The organism is Pseudomonas tolaasii NCPPB 2192 (genome assembly GCF_002813445.1).
Classification (GTDB): domain Bacteria; phylum Pseudomonadota; class Gammaproteobacteria; order Pseudomonadales; family Pseudomonadaceae; genus Aquipseudomonas; species Aquipseudomonas tolaasii.
Genome location: NZ_PHHD01000001.1, coordinates 834625 through 855690 on the forward strand (window position 1 = coordinate 834625; position 21066 = coordinate 855690).

The following is a 21066-nucleotide window of genomic DNA, read 5'->3' on the forward strand; positions in this document are numbered from 1 at the left end:
GAGCCGGGCTTGCCCGCGATGGCATCGGCTCGGTGTATCAGAAGCACCGAGGTGTTTGCATCGCAGGCAAGCCAGCTCCCACATGGGCCTGTTTTTCACAGGGGGTTATGCGGTGTTACTTGGCAGCCCAGGCGTTGAAGCGCTGCTCCAGTTGCTCGCCGTTGTCCGCCCAGAAGCTCACATCGATCTGCACCTGGTTGGCGATGTTGTCCGGGGTGGTCGGCATATCCTTCAACACGTCCTTGGCCAGCAACGGCACCGCCTGGGTGTTGGCCGGGCCGTAGGCAATGTTTTCCGAGTAGGTTTTCTGCTGCTGCGGCTGCACCGAGAACGCGATGAATTTTTTCGCAGCTTCCGCGCGGTCTTTCGGCAAGCCTTTAGGAATGGCCCAGGCATCGAAGTCGTAGATGCCGCCGTTCCACACCACTTTCAGGTTGCTTTCCTTTTGCACGGCGGCGATGCGGCCGTTGTAGGCCGAGCTCATCACCACGTCACCGGAAGCCAGGTATTGCGGCGGTTGGGCGCCCGCCTCCCACCACTGGATATATGGCTTGAGCTCGTCGAGTTTCTTGAAGGCACGGTCCTGGCCGTCTTTGCCGGCCAGCACTTTGTAGACGTCTTTGGGCGCAACACCGTCAGCCATCAAGGCGAATTCCAGGGTGTACTTGGCGCCTTTGCGCAGGCCGCGCTTGCCCGGGAATTGCTTCACGTCCCAAAAATCTTTCCAGCCGCCCGGTGGTGCTTTCAGCTTGTCAGCGTTGTACGCCAACACGGTCGACCACACAAAGAAGCCCACGCCGCACGGCTGGATAGCGCCCTTCACATAGTCGGCGCCATTGCCGAACAGTTTCGGGTCCAGCGGTTCGAACATGTCTTCGTCACAACCTCGGGACAGCTCCGGCGACTCCACTTCCACCAGGTCCCACGACACGCTCTTGGTGTCGACCATGGCTTTGACCTTGGCCATTTCACCGTTGTACTCGCCGGCGACGATCTTGCCGTTGCCCGCGCTTTCCCACGGCGCATAGAAGGCCTTGACCTGCGCCGCCTTGTTCGCGCCACCAAAGGACACGACCGTCAGGTCCGGGCCTGCCATGGCCTGTGTCGCGCCCATCAAGCTCAACGCCAGGGCCGAATATTTAAGGGATCTCAACATTGTTGTTCTCTCCACGTGCAGGGTTGGTGAAGCCAGGGGGCGATCAGTTCGCCTCTAGAAGTGGGTCGAGTGCGCGAACGTGCTCGACTTGCCAGCCAATCGGTACCACGTCGCCGACTGCCAGGGCCGGGTCCAGCTCGGCAATCGGTTGTTTCACAAAAAAATCGGCCTTGCCGCAGACTTCCAGGCGCACGCGCACGTGGTCGCCCAGGTAGATAAATTCCGCCACGCGCCCCGAGAAACGGTTGACGCACGACTCGCTGGAGCCATTGAGGCTGACGCGCTCCGGGCGCACTGACAGCGTGACCGGCCCGCCCACCTGGCCGACATTCACCGCCAGCGCCTCGACCTTCTCGCCACGCGCCAATTCCACTACGCAACGCTCGCCGGTGTGGCTGTGCAGGCGGCCATTGAGGCGGTTGTTCTCGCCGATGAAATTGGCGACAAAGGTGTTTTTCGGCTCTTCATACAACGTGCGCGGCGCGGCGATCTGCTGGATCTCGCCCTGATGGAACACCGCCACGCGGTCGGACATGGTCAGCGCCTCGCCCTGATCGTGGGTCACGTACACCACGGTCACGCCGAGGCGCTGGTGCAGGTGCTTGATCTCCATCTGCATGTGTTCGCGCAGCTGCTTGTCGAGGGCGCCGAGGGGTTCGTCCATCAGCACCAGCTGCGGCTCGAACACCAGCGCCCGAGCCAGGGCCACGCGCTGTTGCTGGCCACCGGAGAGCTGCGCCGGGTAGCGCTGGGCGAAGGCGTCGAGCTGCACCATGCTGAGCACGCGTTTGACTCGCTCGCTGATATCAGTCTTGCTCAAGCCGCGCACCGACAGCGGGAACGCCAGGTTCTCGGCGACGGTCATGTGCGGGAACAACGCGTAGTTCTGGAACACCATGCCGATGTCGCGCTTGTGCGGCGGCACGTTGTTGATCGAGCGCCCGGCCAGCAGGATCTCCCCGGCGGTGGGCGTTTCAAAGCCGGCGAGCATCATCAGGCTGGTGGTCTTGCCCGAACCGGACGGCCCGAGCAAGGTGAGGAACTCGCCCTTGCGGATTTCCAGGTTGAGGTCTTTGACGATCAGGTTCTCGCCGTCGTAGCTCTTTTGCACGCCACGAAAGCTGACCAGCACATCCTTTGAATCCACCTCGCTCATACCCGCACCTTTTTGTTTTGGACTGCCGTGGCACAAGCGTAGTCCAGCCGCGAAGCCCCGGAAATCGGGGGCCGGGAGAGAATGGCATCAGCCGGATGGAAGGTTGGGGGTAGGGATCGCCCTACACGGATGGCGCTGCCGGATATGCGGGCGCCTCGGCCACAGGTCGCGCGGGCCACAGGCAGGCGTGTGACCGTGCGGCTACCTGTCGCAAATAGACAGCCCTACATAGTGAACACCGCTGGGCAGGGCTGCGCCGTTATACCTGGGGTTCGTGACTTTCAGATCCAGGAAAACGGATTTCCCATGACGAACAACCGACTTGTACCCCTCTCGCTCGAACAGGCCATCAGCGCCCAATTCGCTTCACGTCCCGCACTGGCGGACGTGGCGTGGCGACTATTGAGCGAGGCCATACTTAAAGAATACCCAACGATCAAACTTGATCCGGCCCTGACACGGGTCGGCCTTCCAACCGCGTCTGCCAGGCTTGAGTTGAAACCGCTGAAGGCACTGATGCTGGACTTTCTGGGCACCGGCAACGCACCCGACTTTCAAGACAAGTTCGGCCAAAGCGCGCGCCTGGTAGACGAGTTCCTGATCATCAAACTGAGCCCGCCCGAAGCCCCCGGCACATACCCCGACATGACGCTGATCCAGCAGATGATCGTCGAACTGCCCTGGACGCTGGCCGCCGCGCTTCAAAACGATCTGGCAGCCTACTGGCGTGACCCGGCCGACACCGGCACCAGCCGCTGGCAATGGCTCAGTGACCGGTTCAGGGAAACCCTGCAATCCAGCGCTATCGAGCAAGCGCAGTTGGATGACCTTGAACGCCAAGCCATCGATCAACTCGTCCGCTACCCGACTCTGGAACAACGCACGCGTCTGTTCGCAAGCCATGCCGTGCACGCTTATTGCCCTGAGCTTGTCTTCACGCAAGGCGCGCGGACAACCCGTCAGTTAAGCCCGGCGCTGCTGCTGGTTCGCTCCGTCGCAGGCCAGACAAGCGTGCTGCTGTGCAACGCAACAGGGCTGTGCGAACCCTTTGCCTCGGTCGATGCGTTCACCCAGACATGGGGCCAGCGAATGGCCGCGCTTTATGAAGTGGAGCACATCACCCTCAATCGTTACGAACCCGATGGGAATGTCTTCGACTGCCACGCCGCCGCCGTGCTGAACGAGCAACTGGAGAACCTGCAAACACTGGGCATTCCCTCCAGCCAGGGTATCGAGACGCTGACGGCGCTTTATCAACGCATCACCGACCCCGGTTATTACTTCCTCAACCCGGCGGCGCCATCGTACTCGTCACTGGCCAACACGCAGGAAGCCTTGCCGGAGTGGCTGCAGAACGCCTCGCCGGCCGACCGGATTGCCTACCGGCAACACAGCCTGGCCCTGGCAAGCGCGAAAAAACGCAGCCACGGGCACACGTTTCTCAGCGACATCGCGGATATTCACAGCTTCGCCGCAGACGCGTTGCACAGCCAACTCAAGCTCGACGAAGCAAGGCTGGGCGGGGTCAGCGCCGAACACTCAAGGGCCCAACAGTTTCTGCCCGAAGACCTGCAACTGACCTTCATCAAAGCCGCGGGCTTGCCGGGCGCCGTGGGCGTGACCCAGCGCACGACCTTGAACCTGGTGGACCTGGCGATTGCCAACCTGGCCGGGCAACCGGGAATCCTGACGACCATCAGCCACAAAACAGGCCTGGCGCTGCCTGACTGGCTGACCCCGAACTACATCACACGCAGTGACGGCCTGATCGAAACCGTGGATATCGGCAAAAGCTACCCCGACATGCTCAGGCAACAGCTGCTGGGCGACGACAGCCTGATCCCGGAACGCGAAACGCGCTTCGCCGACCAGACCGCTGCACAACTGCCATTGCTGGCCCTGGAACTCAAACTCCGAGGGCAAAACGGTTTGACCGAGCGAGGCGTGCGCTGTGTTTGTGCATTGCTGGGTGCTGACGCCCAAGACCGCCAAGTCGATGGCCAGGCCGTGGTCATGCGTGAATTGGCACTGATACGCAAAGCGGGCGCCGGCGCCGACACCGTCGCCAACATGTTCATCATCGAGGCGCAGGACAGCCATGTCGGCCCGCACCTGCTTTACCGGCCCCTGTACGCTGAGCCTTTGCAGGAATTCGCCACACGCCCGCAGCTGCTGCAAGCACTGGCTGAACCGGGAGCACTGCAAACCAGCGTTCTGACATGGCTGTCCGACAAGGCCAGGCCCATTTATGACAACGGCGGGTTCAATGAGCCCCACTACGTCAGGTTCGGTCGGGGAAGCGATTTCGGCCCTATCGAAAGCCCCCTGCCCGCCACACTCGCCGTCGACGAGACGGGCAGCGAGCTGCAGCTCAGTCTTTCGCGCGGCAAGCTGATGCAATACCTCTACGGCAGCAACGCCCGCGCATTGGTTGACCAGGCAAACCGCGATTCGGTGTCCAACCACGAAAGCCGTTGGGCGGTATTGATGGAGGGCGCGAATCTGCTGTTCAGCACGCTTTTGCAGCCATTTTTGCGCGGCCCCATGATGCTGACCGGCTGGCTGATTTCACTGATGAACAGCGCCAGCCACGACATTCCGGCGCTCAACAGCCCGGACCCGATCACCCGTGAGCTGGCACTGGTCGACCTGTTGATGAATGTGGGCATGCTCTTGCTCCAGCTACCGTCTGCCACCAACCACCCGCCAACAACCCTGGGCCGGGATATCCAGGCCTTGCAACCGCCGGGCTCGCGTCGCTCCCCCGGGCAGTGGCCCGAACCGCTCCCGGCACAAATAACCGAAGGCAGCGTGACCCTCGACGCAGAAGCCACCGGCTTTCATGACACGACCTTCGACTTCAGTTTTTCAAGCGCCCGTGATCGGCTCACGCCCAGTCAGGCCGAACGCTTGGCGAGCTTTCAGGTCCCCAAACCCAATGACCTGCCGCCGGCGATCGCAAGCGGACCGGGTAAAGGGCTTTACGAGATGAACGGCAACCGCTACGCACAGGTCGATGGCCATTGGTATCGAATTGAAATACGGCCGGACAACCGCGTCGTTTTACCCACGGAAGGCAGTACAGCAGGCCCCTGGCTTAAATCGGACGGTGACGGGCATTGGTCATTGGACTTGAACCTTCGCCTGCGCGGCGGTATGCCGCGCAGCCGGATCGAGGCCGCGCGTCAGGCCAAGGCCGCCAGAAAGGCCGAGCTGGCGACGGAATTTTCTCAACTGATCCGTGATCAGCACCCCCTGCAAGACACCGTCGACCGTGCGCATCGCGCGATGGATGCTGCCAACACTGTGGATACGCGTCGCGCTTTCGACGCGGCGCTGAATGCCCAGACCCAGCGTTATCAACAGCTATTGGACTCGCTCAAAGAGCGCCGCGAATTGCAAATCCCCGTAGCGCCCAGGACGGTGGCGGTTTTCCTGAGCAACGCCATCAAAAACGTGCGCAAGTCGTCGCACCTGGCCAGCGAAGACCGTTTGGATTTGTGCGCGGCACACCCGGAGTTCTTTATCCAGACCGAACAGACAGCCCGTCAGATTCTGGCTCACAAAGACCGCTATGCGCCGTTCACCCGGCAGTTGATAGAAATCAACGAGCGACAGATACAAGCCCTCGACCGTCAGGACGGTTACCTCCAGGAATTGGCCGAGTTGGGCTCGCCTGGGGCAGACGAATACAAAAGCCTCACCGCAGACCGCAGTGAAGAAGTGACAGCGCTGGGGGTGAGATTCCTGCAATTGCAGAGCCTGAAGTTTTCACTGTTCAAGAACCTGGCCGACTTCCCCGAAGAACTCTCGGACATCCTCGATCCGCTGGGCGCACAAGTGCGTACCCATGCCGAGCTCAACCGCCTTGAACTGGACCCAGATGATCGCCTGCAAACGCTGGAAAGCCTCAACGAGCGTTACGGTCAGGCGGTAGACGCCTTGCGGGGCGAAGTCATTGTCTATGCCGACGGCATCGACATGACCTGTTTCACCCGCGTCCAGAAACTGGTGGAAACCCTGTACCTGGACACCACCCGGCAATTGGCCGAGGCGATCAGGCCGGATGCTCAACCGACCGTACGCCCCGCAAAACAGCCATTATTCAGGCAAGGCGAGCTTCGCAAAAAGATCATCAAGACCCGAAAGCAGGGGGTGTTGATTGGCGAGTTCAAATCCGCCAGCAAGGAGTTGGCGACTGATCATGTCGAGGTCAGGTCCGAACAGGACAAGCGATTGCTGGCCACTTACACGCTTCAGGGTGATGCATGGGAAGAAGTCCGGACACAGACACCGCAGCCCGTAACTGCAACACGCCCTCTGAACATACTCAACACCACTGCGCGCCAACGCCTGGCGGAACTGAATCAAATCCTGGCGCGCGAGGAGCGCTATGCCAAAGCCTCGCGTTTTCCCGTGGAGATAGAGGAAAGCCTGCATCGCGCGGCCAACCGCTACAGTGACCTCTTTTCGGAACTGAAACGGGCCCAGGAACGGGAAAAGAAACCCGACCGGAACCTGCTCGACGACTTGGAGAAAGCCGCCACCACACTGACAAGCAAAGGCCAGGAACTGCGTATCCGTGCTTCCCTGGCGTTACCGCCAACCCACGCCAACCTGGCTTATCTGTTGAAACTGCAAAAGGTTCAGGTCGCAAGGCTGGGTGATCGCAAGCCCATGCGCGGCGAGCGCAAAGACTTCATTCAGGAATACGCGGTCAATGACCGTAGCGGCGCCCCCTTGTGGTACGCCCACTTTCATTACCCGAACGCCAATACGGCGGAGCAGTCCTACACCGTCGCGCATTTGAAAACGGTCCAGCAGCGCAAGGAAAGCTACTACTCGTTGCTGGCCAAATCCCCCGGCAACCAGGCCCTTGTGGACGTGCATCGCGGGCTCATCGGCAAAGACCTCGCGCAACACTGGTTTTTACCGCTGGCGCCTTGAACGGCGATGACGCGGGGCTTAAAGCAGTTTGTGTTCCAGGGCGTACTTCACCAGTTCGGCCAGGGACGTGATATTGAGCTTTTGCATCAGGCGCGCCTTGTGGGTGCTGATGGTCTTGCTGCTCAGTGCCAGTTGCTGGGCAATGTCGTTGACGTTGGCGCCCTGGGCCAGGCGCTCGAATACCGAGAACTCCCGCTCGGACAGCAATGAGTGCAGCGGGCGCGCATCGGTCAGGCCGACCTCGAACACCATGCGGTCGGCCAGGTCCGGGTCGATATAACGCCCGCCCGCCGCGACCTTGCGAATCGCCGTGAGCAGCAGCGCCGGGTCGCTGTCCTTGGTGGCGTACCCGGCCGCCCCCACCTTCAAGGCGCGAGCGGCCATTTGCGCTTCGTCGTGCATCGACAGCACCAGGATCGCCGGCGGGTTGTTCAACGCCCGAATGCGCGCGATGGCTTCCAGGCCATTCACGCCGGGCATCGAGATATCCAGCAACACTACCTCGCACGGCACGTGGCGCAACGTCTCGAGCAATTGCTCGCCATTGCTGGCCTCGCCCACCACTTGCAGGTCTTTGGCCAGGCCGATCAATTGCTTGATGCCTTCACGCACGATGGTGTGGTCTTCGGCTACCAATACACGGATCACAGGGGTTTCCTCTTTTTATAGTCACGCATCCAGCGGCACCGTGACGCTCAGGGTGGTGCCCTCCCCCGGCTCGCTGTGCAGGCTCATCTGCCCGCCCATCATCAACACGCGCTCGCGCATGCCCACCACGCCGAATGACACCGGTCGCCCCTGGCCCTGAACAAAACCCACACCGTCATCGCTGATGGTCAGCCGCAGGTCCGGGCCTTCCACGACCAATGTCAGTTCGACAGTATGCGCCTGGGCGTGGCGCATCACATTGGTCAGCGCCTCCTGCAGAATCCGGAACAGGCCGATGGCCTTGGCATCGCTCAGGGCCGGCAAGCTCTCCGGCACCTGCACCAGACAAGGGATTTGCGTGCGGGCCTCGAAGCGCCGGGCCTGCCATTCGATGGCCGAAGCGATACCGGCGTCGAGAATCGGCGGACGCAACGCCGTCGCCACGTCGCGCACCAACTGGAACAGCTGGGCAATCAGGCGCTTCATGCTGTTGAGCCGCTCGTTCAGGCCGGGGTCGAGTTGCGCATAGGCTAACTCACACATCGAGGTTTCCAGTTTGAGCACCGTGAGCATTTGCCCCAGCTCATCGTGAACTTCACGGGCAATGCGCGCCTTTTCTTCTTCGCGCACGGTTTCCAGGTGAGCCGACAACTCGCGCAATTGGGTTTCGCTTTGCAGCAAGGCTGCCACATAGCGTCGACGCTCGGTGACGTCATTGAGGTAAACCACCAGATACTCGCCGTCGGCAAACCGCAGAAAGCTCAATGACACATCGGCCGGCAGAAGGCTGCCGTCGGCGCGCAGGCAATCGGTGGCAAAATTTTGCGGGCCATCCTCGCTGGCGCGCGCGCGTTTCCACAGGTTGAGCCAGCGGTCCATGTTCAGGGTCGGGTCGAAATCGATCAAAGGCCGCTCGATCAAGGCGCCGGGTGCGTAACCCAACATGCTTTCGGCGGCGCGGTTGGCGTAACGCACATGGCTGTCCCAGTTGACCCACAAAATGCCCACGGTGCTTTGGTCGATGGAAAACTGTGTCAGCCTTAGCGCTTCAGCCCCCGCGGCGCGCGCGGCACTTTCCTCACGGGCGGCCAGCAGGTTGTGCTCGAGCACCCGTTGCTGGCGTCGCTGCCACCCCACCACGGCCAGGCTGGCGAGCAGGAACAGGCCCAGTAACAGGCAGAGGTTTTGCCACAGGCCAGGGGATTCGGTCAGTCGAGGGTATTTGGGCTGCAGCCAGCGGCTGTGCAATTGGTCGAGGTCCCGCGCCGGTATCGCGCGCAAGGCGCTTTGCATGATGCTCGCCAGTTCCGGCCACTCACGGCGCGTGGCCACCCGCAGCAGTTGCGGCAGCCCGATATCGCCCACCACCGCCAGCCCGGCGAACTCCGCCTCGCCCGACAGCCGGCTCAATTGCGCTTCGTCGACCACGGCGTAGCGCGCCTGCTGGCTGACCAACAATTGCAGGGCCTGGCGCTCCATGGGCACGCCTTGCAGGTTCAGGTTGGGGTAAGTGCTGCGCAGGTAATCGGCCACGGCGCTGGGCATGCGCACGGCAACGCGGGATTGTTCGTCGAGTTTTTCCAGCTCCACCGCACCGCCGCCCTCGCGAATGCCGATGATGTGCTGGGGCACGCGCATATACGGGTCGGTGAATAACCACAGCCGCAGGCCGGCGGGGGTTTGTTGCAGGCCGGGGGCGATGTCCACTTCGCCCTCGCGCACGGCGGCTTCCAGCTGTTCCTGAGTGGGAAAGTTGCGCCAGAGCACTTCAATGTTCAGCGCCTTGGCCAGCCATTGCATCAATTCCACATTGGCCCCGGACAGCCGTTGCAGGCGCCGGTCGTATTGCGCGTACGGCGCCTGCAACACCACACCCACGCGCAACTCGGGATGCTGCGCCAGCCAATCGCGCTGCTGCGCATTCAGTTGCACCTGCGGTATGGCAGGCGCAGGCGCGGCGGTGGCCATCAAGGCAACGCACAAACAGCCGATAACCAGCAGACAGCGAAAACCCATGATCCACGTCTCACATCACTGACAAATACTGACCAACCCATTAGGCTGCTGGAATCACTTCTGGCCGGGAATTAACGATGCCCTTTTCTCACCGTTCGGCACTGCCAGCATTGTGCCTGTCGCTGCTATTTACCAGCGCCTTTTCTGCCCACGCCGCCGACGCCCCCGCGCCCGCCGCCGAAAAACCGGCTGAACGCCAGGCCCTGCCCGAGCGCAGCGCCCAGGAAGCCGTTGCCCTGGAACGCCAACTCCCGCCACATGAACAACAGCAATTGCAGGCTGGCAGCGATTCATTCCTGGCGCTCTGGAAACCGGCCAACAACGCCGAGCCCGAAGGTGTGGTGATTATTGTGCCGGGCGCTGGGGAAAGTGCTGACTGGCCGCAAGCAATCGCACCATTGCGCAACAAATTGCCGGACGCCAACTGGGGCACGCTCAGCCTTTCGTTACCGGATGTGAACATGGACACGCTGCCACCGCGTGTCATGGAGCCGCCCAAAGCCGCCGTCGACACCAGCAGCAAAGACGGCAGCACCGCCGCCAAGCCCATCGAACAAGCCGCCAGCGCCGAAGCCGAAGGCACTGACCCGGCGGTAGTGCCAGGCACGGATGAGCAGGACAAAACCGACGCCAAGCGCATTTTCGACCGCATCGACGCTGCCGTAGCGTTCGCCCAGACCCAGAGCGCACGCAGCGTGGTGTTACTCGGGCATGGCACCGGCGCCTGGTGGGCAGCGCGCTACCTGACCGAGAAACAACCGGCCCAGGTGCAAAAACTGGTGATGGTGGCGGGTAAAACCCCGGCCGCTCGCCAACCGGATCTGCAACAACTGGCGCCAGCGCTGAAAGTGCCGACGGCGGATGTCTACTATCAAGACACCGAACAAGACCGCAAAAACGCACTGGCACGCGTCCAGGCGGCCAAGCGGGCGAAGAATGAAGGCTATAAACAGGTGTCGCTCAAAACCCTGCCCGGCAACGGCCCGGCGGAGCAAGAGCAGTTGTATCGGCGGATTCGCGGGTGGTTGAGCCCGCAGGCGGCTGCCGACTGACTTAAAAGTGATAACCCGATCAACTGTGGGAGCTGGCTTGCCTGCGATGGCGGGCTGTCAGTGACAACTGTTTGGCTGGCACACCGCTATCGCAGGCAAGCCAACTCCCACAGGGGTTATGGGTTTCATTTGAGGACCGGGAAAGCTACCTGAAATCCCGCCGCTCACGGATCAGCGCATAGGCGTTATGCAGTTCGCGGGTACGCTCGGTGGCCTCACGGACTTGCGCAGGGCTGGCGCCACTGCCGGCAATCTTGTCCGGGTGGTGGCGGCTGAGCAGGCGGCGGTAAGCGCGCTTGATCACCGACGGCTCCGTGGTGGTCGTCACGCCCAAAATGCGCAAGGCATCCTGATAAGCCCCGCCCCGGTTGGCCAGCGGCTTGCGTTCCTGCACATAGTCCGAGGCCAGCGCCTTGAGTTGTTGTGGCGTCCAGCCCAGCCACTTACCCCACAATTCGATCAGGTCGCGCTCGGCGTCATCCGCCCGCCCATCCGCCCAGGCCATGCGCCAGCACGCGCGCAACACGCCTTCGGCGGCATGGGGTTGAGCCTTGAGTACGCGCAAATACGTGCGCACACGGTCAGCGCCGGACTTGCCCCGGTTAAAGGCGGCAATGGCGCGACGCCGGGCCGGCTCGGTCATGTCCAGCGCGCGCATTTCCTGGCGCGCCTGCTGGATATGCCCGTCCGCGACCCGCCCGTTACTTTTGGCCAGGCGCCCCAGCAGCACGAACAGCAATTCGTCATTGCGCAGCGCCGGGCGCCCGCCAAGCCGTTCGCGCAACTGCGCCCAGCTGTGCAGTTGCAGGCGGCGGTCCAGCGCCTGCCCCAGCAATGCGCCCAGCAAGGCCCCCGGAATGCTGGCAATGGCAAAGCCAGCCCCGGCGCCGATCAGCGTCCCTGGCCACAGCATGTTATTGGCCCACAGCCAGCAGGCTTTCAACCTGCGCCAAGCGCTCCAGCGTACCCACGTCAACCCAGCGTCCCGTCATGTGTTCCCCTGTTACCAGGCCTTTGGCCATGGCTGTGCGCAGCAGCGGCGCCAGCTTGAAGGCACCGGCGCTGCAACCCGCGAATAATTGGGGGTCGAGCACAGAAATGCCACTGAAGGTCAGGTTATCGGCACCCGGCGCGGCATCATGAAGCAAACCCTGGTCAAGGTAGAAATCCCCGCCGCTGGGGTGGTGCGCCGGGTTGTCGACCATCACCAAATGGGCCAGACCGTCGATCGGCTGACGCAATCGGGCAAAATCGTAGTCGGTCCAGATGTCGCCATTGACCACCAGAAACGGTTCGTCCCCCAGCAGCGGCAACGCCTTGAAAATCCCGCCACCGGTTTCCAGCGGCTCGCCCTCCGGCGAGTATTGGATGCGCAGGCCAAACTGCGCACCGTCGCCCAGGTAACTTTCAATCTGCTGCCCCAGCCAGGCATGGTTGATCACGATATCGGTGAAGCCGGCCCTGGCCAACGCCTCCAGGTGATACTCGATCAAGCGCTTGCCGCCGGCCTGCACCAGCGGCTTGGGCGTGTGCAAGGTCAGCGGGCGCATGCGCTCGCCCTTGCCCGCCGCCAGGATCATCGCCTTCATACGGTCGCCTCGACGGGTTGGCGCAGGCTGGCGAGCAATTCGCCCAGCTCGGCCAACTCCGGGCGATCGGCCAGCACTGCTTCTATATAAGCAAAGAACCGCGGCACGTCTGCGAGGTAACGCGGCTTGCCATCACGGTGGCAGATGCGCGCAAAAATGCCGATAACCTTGAGGTGACGCTGCACGCCCATCAGGTCGCTGGCACGCAGGAACTCCTCGTAATCGGCTTGCACCGCAATACCCAGTTGCCCGGCGCGCTCCCAGTAACCGCGCTGCCAATCGCGCACGCGGGCCTTTGGCCAACTGAGAAACGCATCCTTGAACAGGCAGGTGATGTCGTAGGTCACCGGGCCGTAGACCGCGTCCTGAAAGTCCAGCACACCGGGGTTCGGCTCGCTGATCATCAGGTTGCGCGGCATATAGTCGCGATGCACCAGCACTTTGGGCTGAGCCAGGGCGCTGTCGATCAGGTGATCGCTGACGCGCTGCCAGAGAGCCTGCTGCCGAGCATCGAAATCAATGCCCAGGTGACGGCGCACGTACCACTCCGGAAACAATTCCAGCTCGCGCCGCAACAAGGCGACGTCATAGCTGGGCAGCGGCGCGTCCATCGGCAATTGCTGAAAAGCCAGCAACGAGTCGATGGCGTCGGCAAACAACTGATCGGCGTTTTGCTCGTTAATCACGTCCAGATAGGTTTTTCTGCCCAGGTCATTGAGCAAAAGGAAGCCGCGCGGCAGATCTTCTGCATAAATTTTTGGCACATTAATTCCCGATTTCGCGAGCAAATCGGCGATATCGACGAAAGGTTTGCAGTTTTCCTGGGGGGGTGGCGCGTCCATGACGACGAAAGATTGACCGCCTCCTTCCCACCGGAAGTAACGCCTGAAACTCGCGTCGCTGCTGGCCGCGGTCAATGTGGCCGGGGGTACGGCACCCCAGCCTTGAGCGTTGAAAAGGATCGGTAACTGCTCATCCAGCCAGACTTGCAGTTGCTGTAAACGTAGATCTTGCTCGGGCATTACAAGGGTCTCCGACGGCGCTAGCCGTCAAGCGGGTCATGCTTTATTATCACGCATCTTTTTCAGACCATCGAGAGGCGTGCGGCCCACACCGCGGGCAGATGGCACGCAGGAAGCCCGGACTAATAAGATGGCATTGAAATCCCCCGCGTTTCGTAGAAAATTTCCGTTGCTGGTAACCGGCAGTCTGCTGGCCATGCAACCTTTCGCCACCTCATTCGTGGTCGCCGCGGAACAGTATGACTGCTCAGTCTCTGCTTCGGGTGCCTGGGATTGCGCGCCGAAGACTGCCGCCGCCCCGTTACCACCGCGCCCGGTGCACGACGGTGCAGCCGTCAGCGACGCCGGCAGCACGGCCCAGGCCAATGCCGGCGGCAGCGCCGCGACCGAGCCCAAGCCCGTACTGGTCACCGAATCCAAGGGCCGTGGCCTGCGTTCGCGCAGTGCCGACTACAGCCACCTGGACTGGGTGCCCCGCGAGAAGCTGACCGCAGCCCAGCTGGCTGAAACCGGCCCTTATTGCTCCGGCGCGTACGTCGAGCCGCAACGTCCTGGCATGAATGACAAGACGGACAAGAGCGACTCGCCGACCTTCATCGGCGCTAAAGTATCCCGCTACGAGCAGGAACAGCAGGTTGCAACCCTGGCCGGTGACGTCGTCATGCGCCAGGGCAGCATGCAGCTGGAGTCTCAGGAAGCCAGCCTGTATCAAGCCGAGAACCGTGGCGAGCTGAACGGCGATGTGCGTCTTCGCGACAACGGCGCCCTGATCGTCGGCGACCACGCCCAGGTTCAGCTCGACACCGGCGCCGCCCAGATCGACAACGCCGAATACGTGCTGCACAAATCGCGCATCCGCGGTAACGCGCTGTACGCCAAGCGTGCCGAAAACGCGATCATCCGTCTCAAGGACGGTACGTACACCACCTGCGAGCCGGACAGCAACGCCTGGCAGCTCAAGGGCAACAACATCACGTTGAACCCGGCCACCGGTTTCGGTACGGCGACCAACGCGACGTTGCGGGTCAAGAACATTCCGATCCTGTACACCCCGTACATCTATTTCCCGATCGACAACCGTCGTCAATCCGGCTTCCTGCCACCGAGCTTCAGCACCGGCAGCGAAACCGGCTTCACACTGGTAACGCCGTACTACTTCAACCTGGCGCCGAACTACGATGCCACGTTGTACCCGCAGTACATGACCAAGCGCGGCTTGTTGATGGAAGGCGAATTCCGCTACCTCACCAAATCCAGCGAAGGTCAGTTCGGTGCTGCGTACCTGAACGACGACAGCAACGAGCGCGAAAAGCAGACTGACTCGGAAAAAACCCGCTACATGCTCAACTGGCAGCATAAAGGCGGGCTGGATTCGCGTGTTGCGACCCAGGTCGACTACACCAAGATCAGCGATCCTTTCTACTATCAGGACCTCAAGTCCTACCAGGAAGGTATCCAGACTCAGGACTTCGTCAACCAGCAGGGCTCCGTGACGTATCGCGGCGATACCTTCCAGGCCCGACTGAACCTGCAAGCCTACCAGCTGGCTACGATTTCCCAGATCACTCCGTATGACCGGTTGCCGCAGATCACCTTCAACGGGATGCTGCCTTACCACCCGGGTGGTGTGAACTTTACTTATGAGACGGAGGCTGTGCGGTTTGATCGTGACCTCAGAAGCGGCAACGTTTTTGATAAGGACGGTGGTCCACTGCCAAACGGAACCCCGCGACTGGATGACCTCGTCAATGGCCTGACCCGTGCAAACGGGGATCGCTTGAACGTCGCTCCAGCTGTCGAATATCCGATGAACTGGACCTACGGTTTTATTACGCCGAAGCTCAAATATGTTTACACCAAGTACGACCTGGACTTGGATGGCAGAGGCAAGAACGACATCGTTATCCAACAGGCGGCAGCTGCTGCTTCAGGCACTCCGTATGCAGGCGGCGTTTTCAAAAGCTCCCAAGACCGCGCAATTCCAATCGCCAGTATCGACAGCGGCCTGTACTTCGACCGCAATACCAACTGGTTCGGCAAAGACTATCGCCAGACCCTGGAACCGCGTGCCTACTATCTCTATGTGCCTAACAAGGACCAGAGTGATATCCCGGTATTCGACACCAGTGAATACTCCTTCAGCTACGCCTCGCTGTTCCGCGACAACCGCTTCAGCGGTTACGACCGGATCGGTGACGAGAACAAGCTGTCCCTGGGCGTGACCAGCCGCTGGATCGAAGACAATGGCTTCGAACGTCAGCGCGTGTCCGTGGGCCAGGCGGTGTACTTCAAGAACCGCGAAGTTCAATTGCCGGGCGTTCTGGCTTCCGACCGTGCTGATGCACAGTCCGATGTGTCGCCTGTCGCCCTGGAATACGAATATCGCTACAACCGCGACTGGCGTGCGACTGCCGACTTCAACTGGGATACCGAAGAACACAGCACCCGCTCCGGCAGTGCGATGCTTCACTACCAGCCTGAAGACAACCCGAACAAGATCATTAACGTCGGTTATCGCTATCGTAACGACCAGGTCGTCTACAACCAGCTGACCGGCAAATGGCAGTTCGGCGGCGACTTCGGCCAGCCAGGCGACCCGAACTTCGTGAAGGATTACTACAAAATCCAGCAGCACGATTTCTCGATGATGTGGCCGATCGTTCCCCAGTGGAACCTGATCACACGCTGGCAGTATGACTACGCCCGCAACCGTACCCTGGAAGCCTTCGGTGGTTTCGAGTACGACAACTGCTGCTGGAAACTGCGCGTCATCAACCGTTACTGGGTTTCCAACGACGAATACAGCCAGATCGCCCCGCTCAACGAAAAGGGTGACCACGGGCTCTTCTTCCAGATCGTCCTCAAAGGACTCGGCGGCCTGACCGGCGCCAAGGTAGAGAGCTTCCTCGACAAAGGCATTCAAGGTTATCGTGAACGTGAAGATCAAGCTTTCTGATTGTCTGCGCCCGCTCGTGCTGGGCGCGCTGTTCCTGGGTACCGTTTCGGCACACGCTGCGGTTCAGCAACTGGATAAAGTGGCCGCCATCGTCGATAACGACGTGATCATGCAGAGCCAACTGGACCAACGGGTCAAGGAAGTTCAGCAAACCATCGCCAAGCGCGGTGGTGGCGTGCCGCCGACCAGCGTGCTGGAGCCACAGGTTCTGGAGCGCCTGATCGTCGAAAACCTGCAACTGCAGATCGGCGAGCGCTCCGGCATCCGTATTTCGGACGAAGAACTGAACCAGGCGGTGGGCACCATTGCTCAGCGCAACAACATGAGTGTTGACCAGTTCCGCGCCGCCCTGGCTCACGACGGCCTGTCCTATGAGGACGCGCGTGACCAGATCAAGCGTGAAATGATCATCAGCCGTGTACGCCAGCGCCGCGTGGCCGAGCGTGTTCAGGTGTCGGAACAGGAAGTGAAGAACTTCCTGGCCTCGGACCTTGGCAAGATGCAGCTCTCCGAAGAACTGCATTTGGCCAATATCCTGATCCCCACCCCGGACAGCGCCAGCTCCGAGCAGCTCAACGCTGCCGCCGCCAAAACCCAGGCTGTTTATGACCGCCTGAAAGCCGGTGCCGACTTCGCCCAGACCGCCATTGCCGTATCCGGCAGTGACAACGCGCTGGACGGCGGTGACATGGGCTGGCGTAAAGCCGCTCAACTGCCACCACCGTTCGACCGCGAACTGAGCGCGATGAACGTGGGTGATATCACCCAGCCTGCACGTACGCCGGGCGGCTTCATCATTCTCAAGCTGCTGGACAAGCGCGGCGGCGAGACCTCGCTGAAAGACGAAGTGCATGTTCGTCACATCCTGGTCAAACCAAGCGAAATCCGCACCGAAGCGCAAACCAAGGAACTGGCCCAGAAGATCTATGACCGCATCGAAGGCGGTGAAGACTTCGCCACACTGGCCAAAAGCTTCTCGGAAGACCCGGGTTCCGCCCTCAACGGTGGCGACCTGAACTGGATCGACCCGAAAGCCCTGGTGCCGGAGTTCCAGGACGTGATGGCCAAGACTCCGCAAGGCGTTCTGTCCAAGCCGTTCAGGACCCAATATGGCTGGCATGTACTGGAAGTCCTTGGCCGTCGCGCCACCGACAACACCACGCAAGCCCGCGAGCAACAAGCCCTGACCGTATTGCGTAACCGTAAATACGACGAAGAGCTGCAGACCTGGTTGCGTCAGATCCGCGACGAAGCCTACGTGGAAAACAAGCTGCCCGCCGCCGAGCAAACAGGCGCCGATCAGGCAGCCCAGTGAAACCCCAGCGTTTCGCGGTAACACCCGGCGAGCCGGCCGGCATTGGTCCTGACCTCTGCCTGCTGCTCGCCTCGCACTCTCAGCCACACCCCCTGATTGCCATTACCAGCCGCGACCTGCTCCTTGAGCGGGCCGCGCAACTGGGTGTGGCCGTCAATTTACTGGACGTGGCACCGGGAAACTGGCCTGACGCGCCAGCACCGGCGGGCAGCCTGTATGTATGGGATACCCCGCTTGCCGCCAGGGTGGTTGCCGGGCAACTGAACAAAGCCAACGCGGCGTTCGTGCTGGAAACCCTGACCCGCGCCGGGCAAGGCTGCATCGACGGCGACTTCGCCGGCATGATCACCGCCCCCGTGCATAAGGGCGTGATCAACGAATCCGGCATCGCCTTCTCCGGCCATACCGAATTCCTTGCCGAGCTGACCGGCACCGATCAGGTCGTGATGATGCTGGCCACCCGTGGCCTGCGCGTCGCCCTGGTGACTACACACTTGCCGCTGCGTGACATCGCCGATGCGATTACCGCCGAGCGTGTGGAACGCGTCACGCGCATCCTGCACACCGACCTGCAACAGAAATTCGGCATCGCCCAACCGCGCATCCTGGTCTGCGGGCTCAACCCCCACGCCGGCGAAGGCGGGCATTTGGGCCATGAAGAAATCGACATCATTGAACCGACATTAGAGCGCCTGCGCCAAGAAGGCATGGACCTGCGTGGCCCATTGCCTGCGGACACTCTGTTTACCCCCAAATATCTGGAGCACTGCGACGCAGTGCTGGCGATGTACCACGACCAGGGGCTGCCCGTGCTGAAGTACAAAGGCTTCGGCGCGGCAGTCAACGTGACACTGGGCCTGCCGATCATCCGCACTTCCGTCGACCATGGCACTGCCCTGGACCTGGCGGGCAGCGGCAAGATTGATACCGGCAGCCTGCACGTGGCCCTGGAAACCGCCTATCAGATGGCCGAGACCCGTATATGACCGAGCATTACCAACACCGGGCGCGCAAGCGCTTCGGGCAAAACTTCCTGCACGACGCTGGCGTGATCGATCGCATCCTGCGTTCCATTCACGCCAAGCCTGAAGATCGCTTGCTGGAAATCGGCCCGGGCCAGGGCGCACTCACCCAAGGCCTGTTGGCCAGCGGTGGCCAGCTCGACGTGGTTGAACTGGACAAGGACCTGATCCCGATCCTCAACCAGCAGTTCGCCGGCAAGCCCAACTTCAACCTGCATCAGGGCGATGCGCTGAAGTTCGACTTCAATACTCTCAATGCCGCGCCGAACAGCCTGCGCGTGGTCGGCAACCTGCCCTACAACATCTCCACGCCGCTGATTTTCCACCTGCTGAACAACGCCGGCATCATCCGCGACATGCACTTCATGCTGCAAAAGGAAGTGGTTGAACGCCTGGCCGCAGGCCCGGGCGGCGGTGACTGGGGCCGTCTGTCGATCATGGTTCAGTACCACTGCCGCGTGGAGCACCTGTTCAACGTCGGCCCCGGCGCGTTCAACCCGCCGCCGAAAGTCGACTCGGCCATCGTGCGCCTGGTGCCGCACGCCGTGCTGCCCCACCCGGCCAAAGACCACAAACTGCTGGAGCGCGTGGTACGCGAAGCGTTCAACCAACGCCGCAAGACGTTGCGCAACACGCTCAAGGCCTTGCTGAGCAACGCTGAAATCGAAGCCGCCGGCGTCGATGGCGGCCTGCGCCCGGAGCAACTGGACCTGGCCGCGTTCGTACGCCTGGCCGACCAGCTTGCCATTCAGCCTGCCCCAACAGCCGACTGAAGTTTCTGTGGGAGCTGGCTTGCCTGCGATAGCGGACTATCAGTCGACATACCATTGACTGACCCACCGCCATCGCAGGCAAGCCAGCTCCCACAGATCGCATGTCTGGCCTAGTGCCCGCTTCTTGGCCTAGACTGATCCGCATCTGCTGTCCTCCGCTTTGCTTTTAAGGCCTCTTGCATGTCCGATCCTCGCTACCAGATCGACGTCAGCGTCGTCACCCGCTTCCTCGCGGACCAATCGCAACCTGACCAGAACCGCTTTGCCTTCGCCTACACCATCACGGTGAAGAACAACGGGCTGGTGCCGGCCAAACTCCTGTCGCGCCACTGGGTGATCACCGACGGCGACGGCCAGGTCGAGGAAGTGCGCGGCGCGGGCGTGGTGGGCCAGCAACCGCTGATCGACAGCGGCGCCAGCCACACCTACAGCAGCGGCACGGTGATGACCTCCAAAGTCGGCACCATGCAAGGCTCGTATCAGATGAAGGCCACCGACGGCCAGCTGTTCGACGCCATCATCGCGCCCTTCCGCCTCGCCGTGCCGGGAGCGTTGCACTGATGGCAACGTACGCGGTCGGCGACCTGCAAGGCTGCCTGGAACCGCTCAAGTGTCTGCTTGAGCGCGTGGCCTTCGACCCGTCAAAAGATCGCCTGTGGCTGGTCGGTGACCTGGTCAACCGTGGCCCCGAATCCCTGGAAACCCTGCGCTTCCTTTATAAGATGCGCGATTCTCTGGTGTGCGTGCTCGGCAACCATGACCTGCACCTGCTGGCGGCCGGCAATAACATCGAACGCCTGAAAAAAGGCGACACCCTGCGCGAAATCCTTGAAGCACCCGACCGCGCCGAATTGCTCGACTGGGTGCGCCACCAAAAGCTCATGCATTACGACGAGGCCCGCAACACGGCCCTGGTACATGCCGGCATCGCGCCCCAGTGGACCGTGAAGAAAGCCCTCAAGTGCGCCGCCGAAGTCGAAAGCGCACTGGCCGACGATAACCTCTACACCGCTTACCTCGACGGCATGTACGGCAACGAACCGGCGAAGTGGGACAACGACCTCAGCGGCGTGCCCCGCCTGCGCGTGATCACCAATTACTTCACGCGCATGCGCTTCTGTACCGCCGAAGGCAAACTTGATCTCAAGAGCAAGGAAGGCGCCGACACCGCGCTGCCCGGCTATAAGCCATGGTTCGCCCACAAGGAACGCAAAACCCGCGACACGAAGATCATCTTCGGTCACTGGGCCGCCCTCGAAGGCGAATGCGATGAACCTGGCGTGTTCGCCCTCGACACCGGTTGCGTGTGGGGTGGCAGCATGACCCTGATGAACATCGACACCGGCGAGCGCCTGAGCTGCCAGTGTGAATCTCCCCTATCCGTCACACAGCCGGCTGCCGCCAAGCCCTAGGA

At 61.6% G+C, this 21066-nt stretch carries 15 protein-coding genes; 8 read left to right on the forward strand and 7 right to left on the reverse strand.

Going from position 1 to position 21066, the window contains the following annotated elements:
• Nucleotides 1–115: 115 nt before the first annotated feature.
• Complete coding sequence (locus ATI14_RS03925; RefSeq protein ID WP_016972397.1) at nt 116–1156, reverse strand: ABC transporter substrate-binding protein; 1041 nt, start codon at nt 1154–1156, stop codon at nt 116–118.
• A 43-nt stretch (nt 1157–1199) separates the two neighbouring features.
• On the reverse strand, nt 1200–2312 hold the full coding sequence (locus ATI14_RS03930; RefSeq protein WP_016972396.1) for an ABC transporter ATP-binding protein: 1113 nt from the start codon (nt 2310–2312) through the stop codon (nt 1200–1202).
• Between the two features lie 306 nt (nt 2313–2618).
• Between ATI14_RS03930 and ATI14_RS03935 the strand changes: the two genes are divergently transcribed.
• A complete protein-coding gene (locus tag ATI14_RS03935) occupies nt 2619–7259 on the forward strand; it encodes a hypothetical protein (RefSeq protein WP_130886690.1) in 4641 nt (1546 codons plus the stop codon).
• Between the two features lie 18 nt (nt 7260–7277).
• Here the strand turns inward: ATI14_RS03935 and ATI14_RS03940 are convergent, their stop codons facing one another.
• Together ATI14_RS03940 and ATI14_RS03945 are read right to left on the reverse strand one after the other, a co-directional pair.
• On the reverse strand, nt 7278–7907 hold the full coding sequence (locus ATI14_RS03940) for a response regulator (RefSeq protein ID WP_016972394.1): 630 nt from the start codon (nt 7905–7907) through the stop codon (nt 7278–7280).
• A gap of 21 nt (nt 7908–7928) precedes the next feature.
• Complete coding sequence (locus ATI14_RS03945) at nt 7929–9923, reverse strand: sensor histidine kinase (protein WP_080520437.1); 1995 nt, start codon at nt 9921–9923, stop codon at nt 7929–7931.
• A gap of 77 nt (nt 9924–10000) precedes the next feature.
• Here ATI14_RS03945 and ATI14_RS03950 point away from each other — a divergent pair, with 77 nt between their 5' ends.
• Complete coding sequence (locus ATI14_RS03950) at nt 10001–10975, forward strand: alpha/beta hydrolase family protein (RefSeq protein ID WP_016972392.1); 975 nt, start codon at nt 10001–10003, stop codon at nt 10973–10975.
• Between the two features lie 145 nt (nt 10976–11120).
• Here ATI14_RS03950 and ATI14_RS03955 read toward each other — a convergent pair whose 3' ends face one another.
• The 3 genes from ATI14_RS03955 to ATI14_RS03965 are packed head-to-tail and all read right to left on the reverse strand — an operon-like array spanning nt 11121 to nt 13586.
• Entirely contained in the window at nt 11121–11888 is a 768-nt protein-coding gene (locus ATI14_RS03955; protein WP_026083288.1) for a TerB family tellurite resistance protein, read from the reverse strand.
• 1 nt (nt 11889) lies between these two features.
• Nucleotides 11890–12564: an N-acetylmuramate alpha-1-phosphate uridylyltransferase MurU gene (murU, locus tag ATI14_RS03960; RefSeq protein WP_016972390.1), complete on the reverse strand. Its 675-nt coding sequence runs from the start codon at nt 12562–12564 to the stop codon at nt 11890–11892.
• Nucleotides 12561–13586 (reverse strand): aminoglycoside phosphotransferase family protein, encoded by a 1026-nt coding sequence (locus ATI14_RS03965; RefSeq protein WP_016972389.1) that lies wholly within the window; start codon nt 13584–13586, stop codon nt 12561–12563. The genes murU and ATI14_RS03965 overlap by 4 nt, the downstream gene beginning before the upstream one ends.
• Nucleotides 13587–13716: 130 nt before the next feature.
• Here ATI14_RS03965 and ATI14_RS03970 point away from each other — a divergent pair, with 130 nt between their 5' ends.
• The 6 genes from ATI14_RS03970 (at nt 13717) to ATI14_RS03995 (ending at nt 21064) form a co-directional block, all read left to right on the forward strand.
• A complete protein-coding gene (locus ATI14_RS03970) occupies nt 13717–16542 on the forward strand; it encodes an LPS-assembly protein LptD (protein WP_016972388.1) in 2826 nt (941 codons plus the stop codon).
• Nucleotides 16523–17857, forward strand: a complete 1335-nt coding sequence (locus ATI14_RS03975) for a peptidylprolyl isomerase (RefSeq protein ID WP_020372599.1) — start codon at nt 16523–16525, stop codon at nt 17855–17857. The genes ATI14_RS03970 and ATI14_RS03975 overlap by 20 nt, the downstream gene beginning before the upstream one ends.
• The gene (gene pdxA / locus ATI14_RS03980; RefSeq protein WP_016972386.1) at nt 17854–18843 is read left to right on the forward strand and encodes a 4-hydroxythreonine-4-phosphate dehydrogenase PdxA; all 990 of its coding nucleotides are present in this window, start codon (nt 17854–17856) and stop codon (nt 18841–18843) included. Before ATI14_RS03975 ends, pdxA begins: the two co-directional genes overlap by 4 nt.
• A complete protein-coding gene (rsmA, locus tag ATI14_RS03985) occupies nt 18840–19652 on the forward strand; it encodes a 16S rRNA (adenine(1518)-N(6)/adenine(1519)-N(6))-dimethyltransferase RsmA (RefSeq protein WP_016972385.1) in 813 nt (270 codons plus the stop codon). The genes pdxA and rsmA overlap by 4 nt, the downstream gene beginning before the upstream one ends.
• Nucleotides 19653–19832: 180 nt before the next feature.
• Nucleotides 19833–20213: a Co2+/Mg2+ efflux protein ApaG gene (apaG, locus tag ATI14_RS03990; RefSeq protein ID WP_017255800.1), complete on the forward strand. Its 381-nt coding sequence runs from the start codon at nt 19833–19835 to the stop codon at nt 20211–20213.
• On the forward strand, nt 20213–21064 hold the full coding sequence (locus ATI14_RS03995; protein WP_016972383.1) for a symmetrical bis(5'-nucleosyl)-tetraphosphatase: 852 nt from the start codon (nt 20213–20215) through the stop codon (nt 21062–21064). Before apaG ends, ATI14_RS03995 begins: the two co-directional genes overlap by 1 nt.
• The last annotated feature ends 2 nt before the right edge of the window (nt 21065–21066 follow it).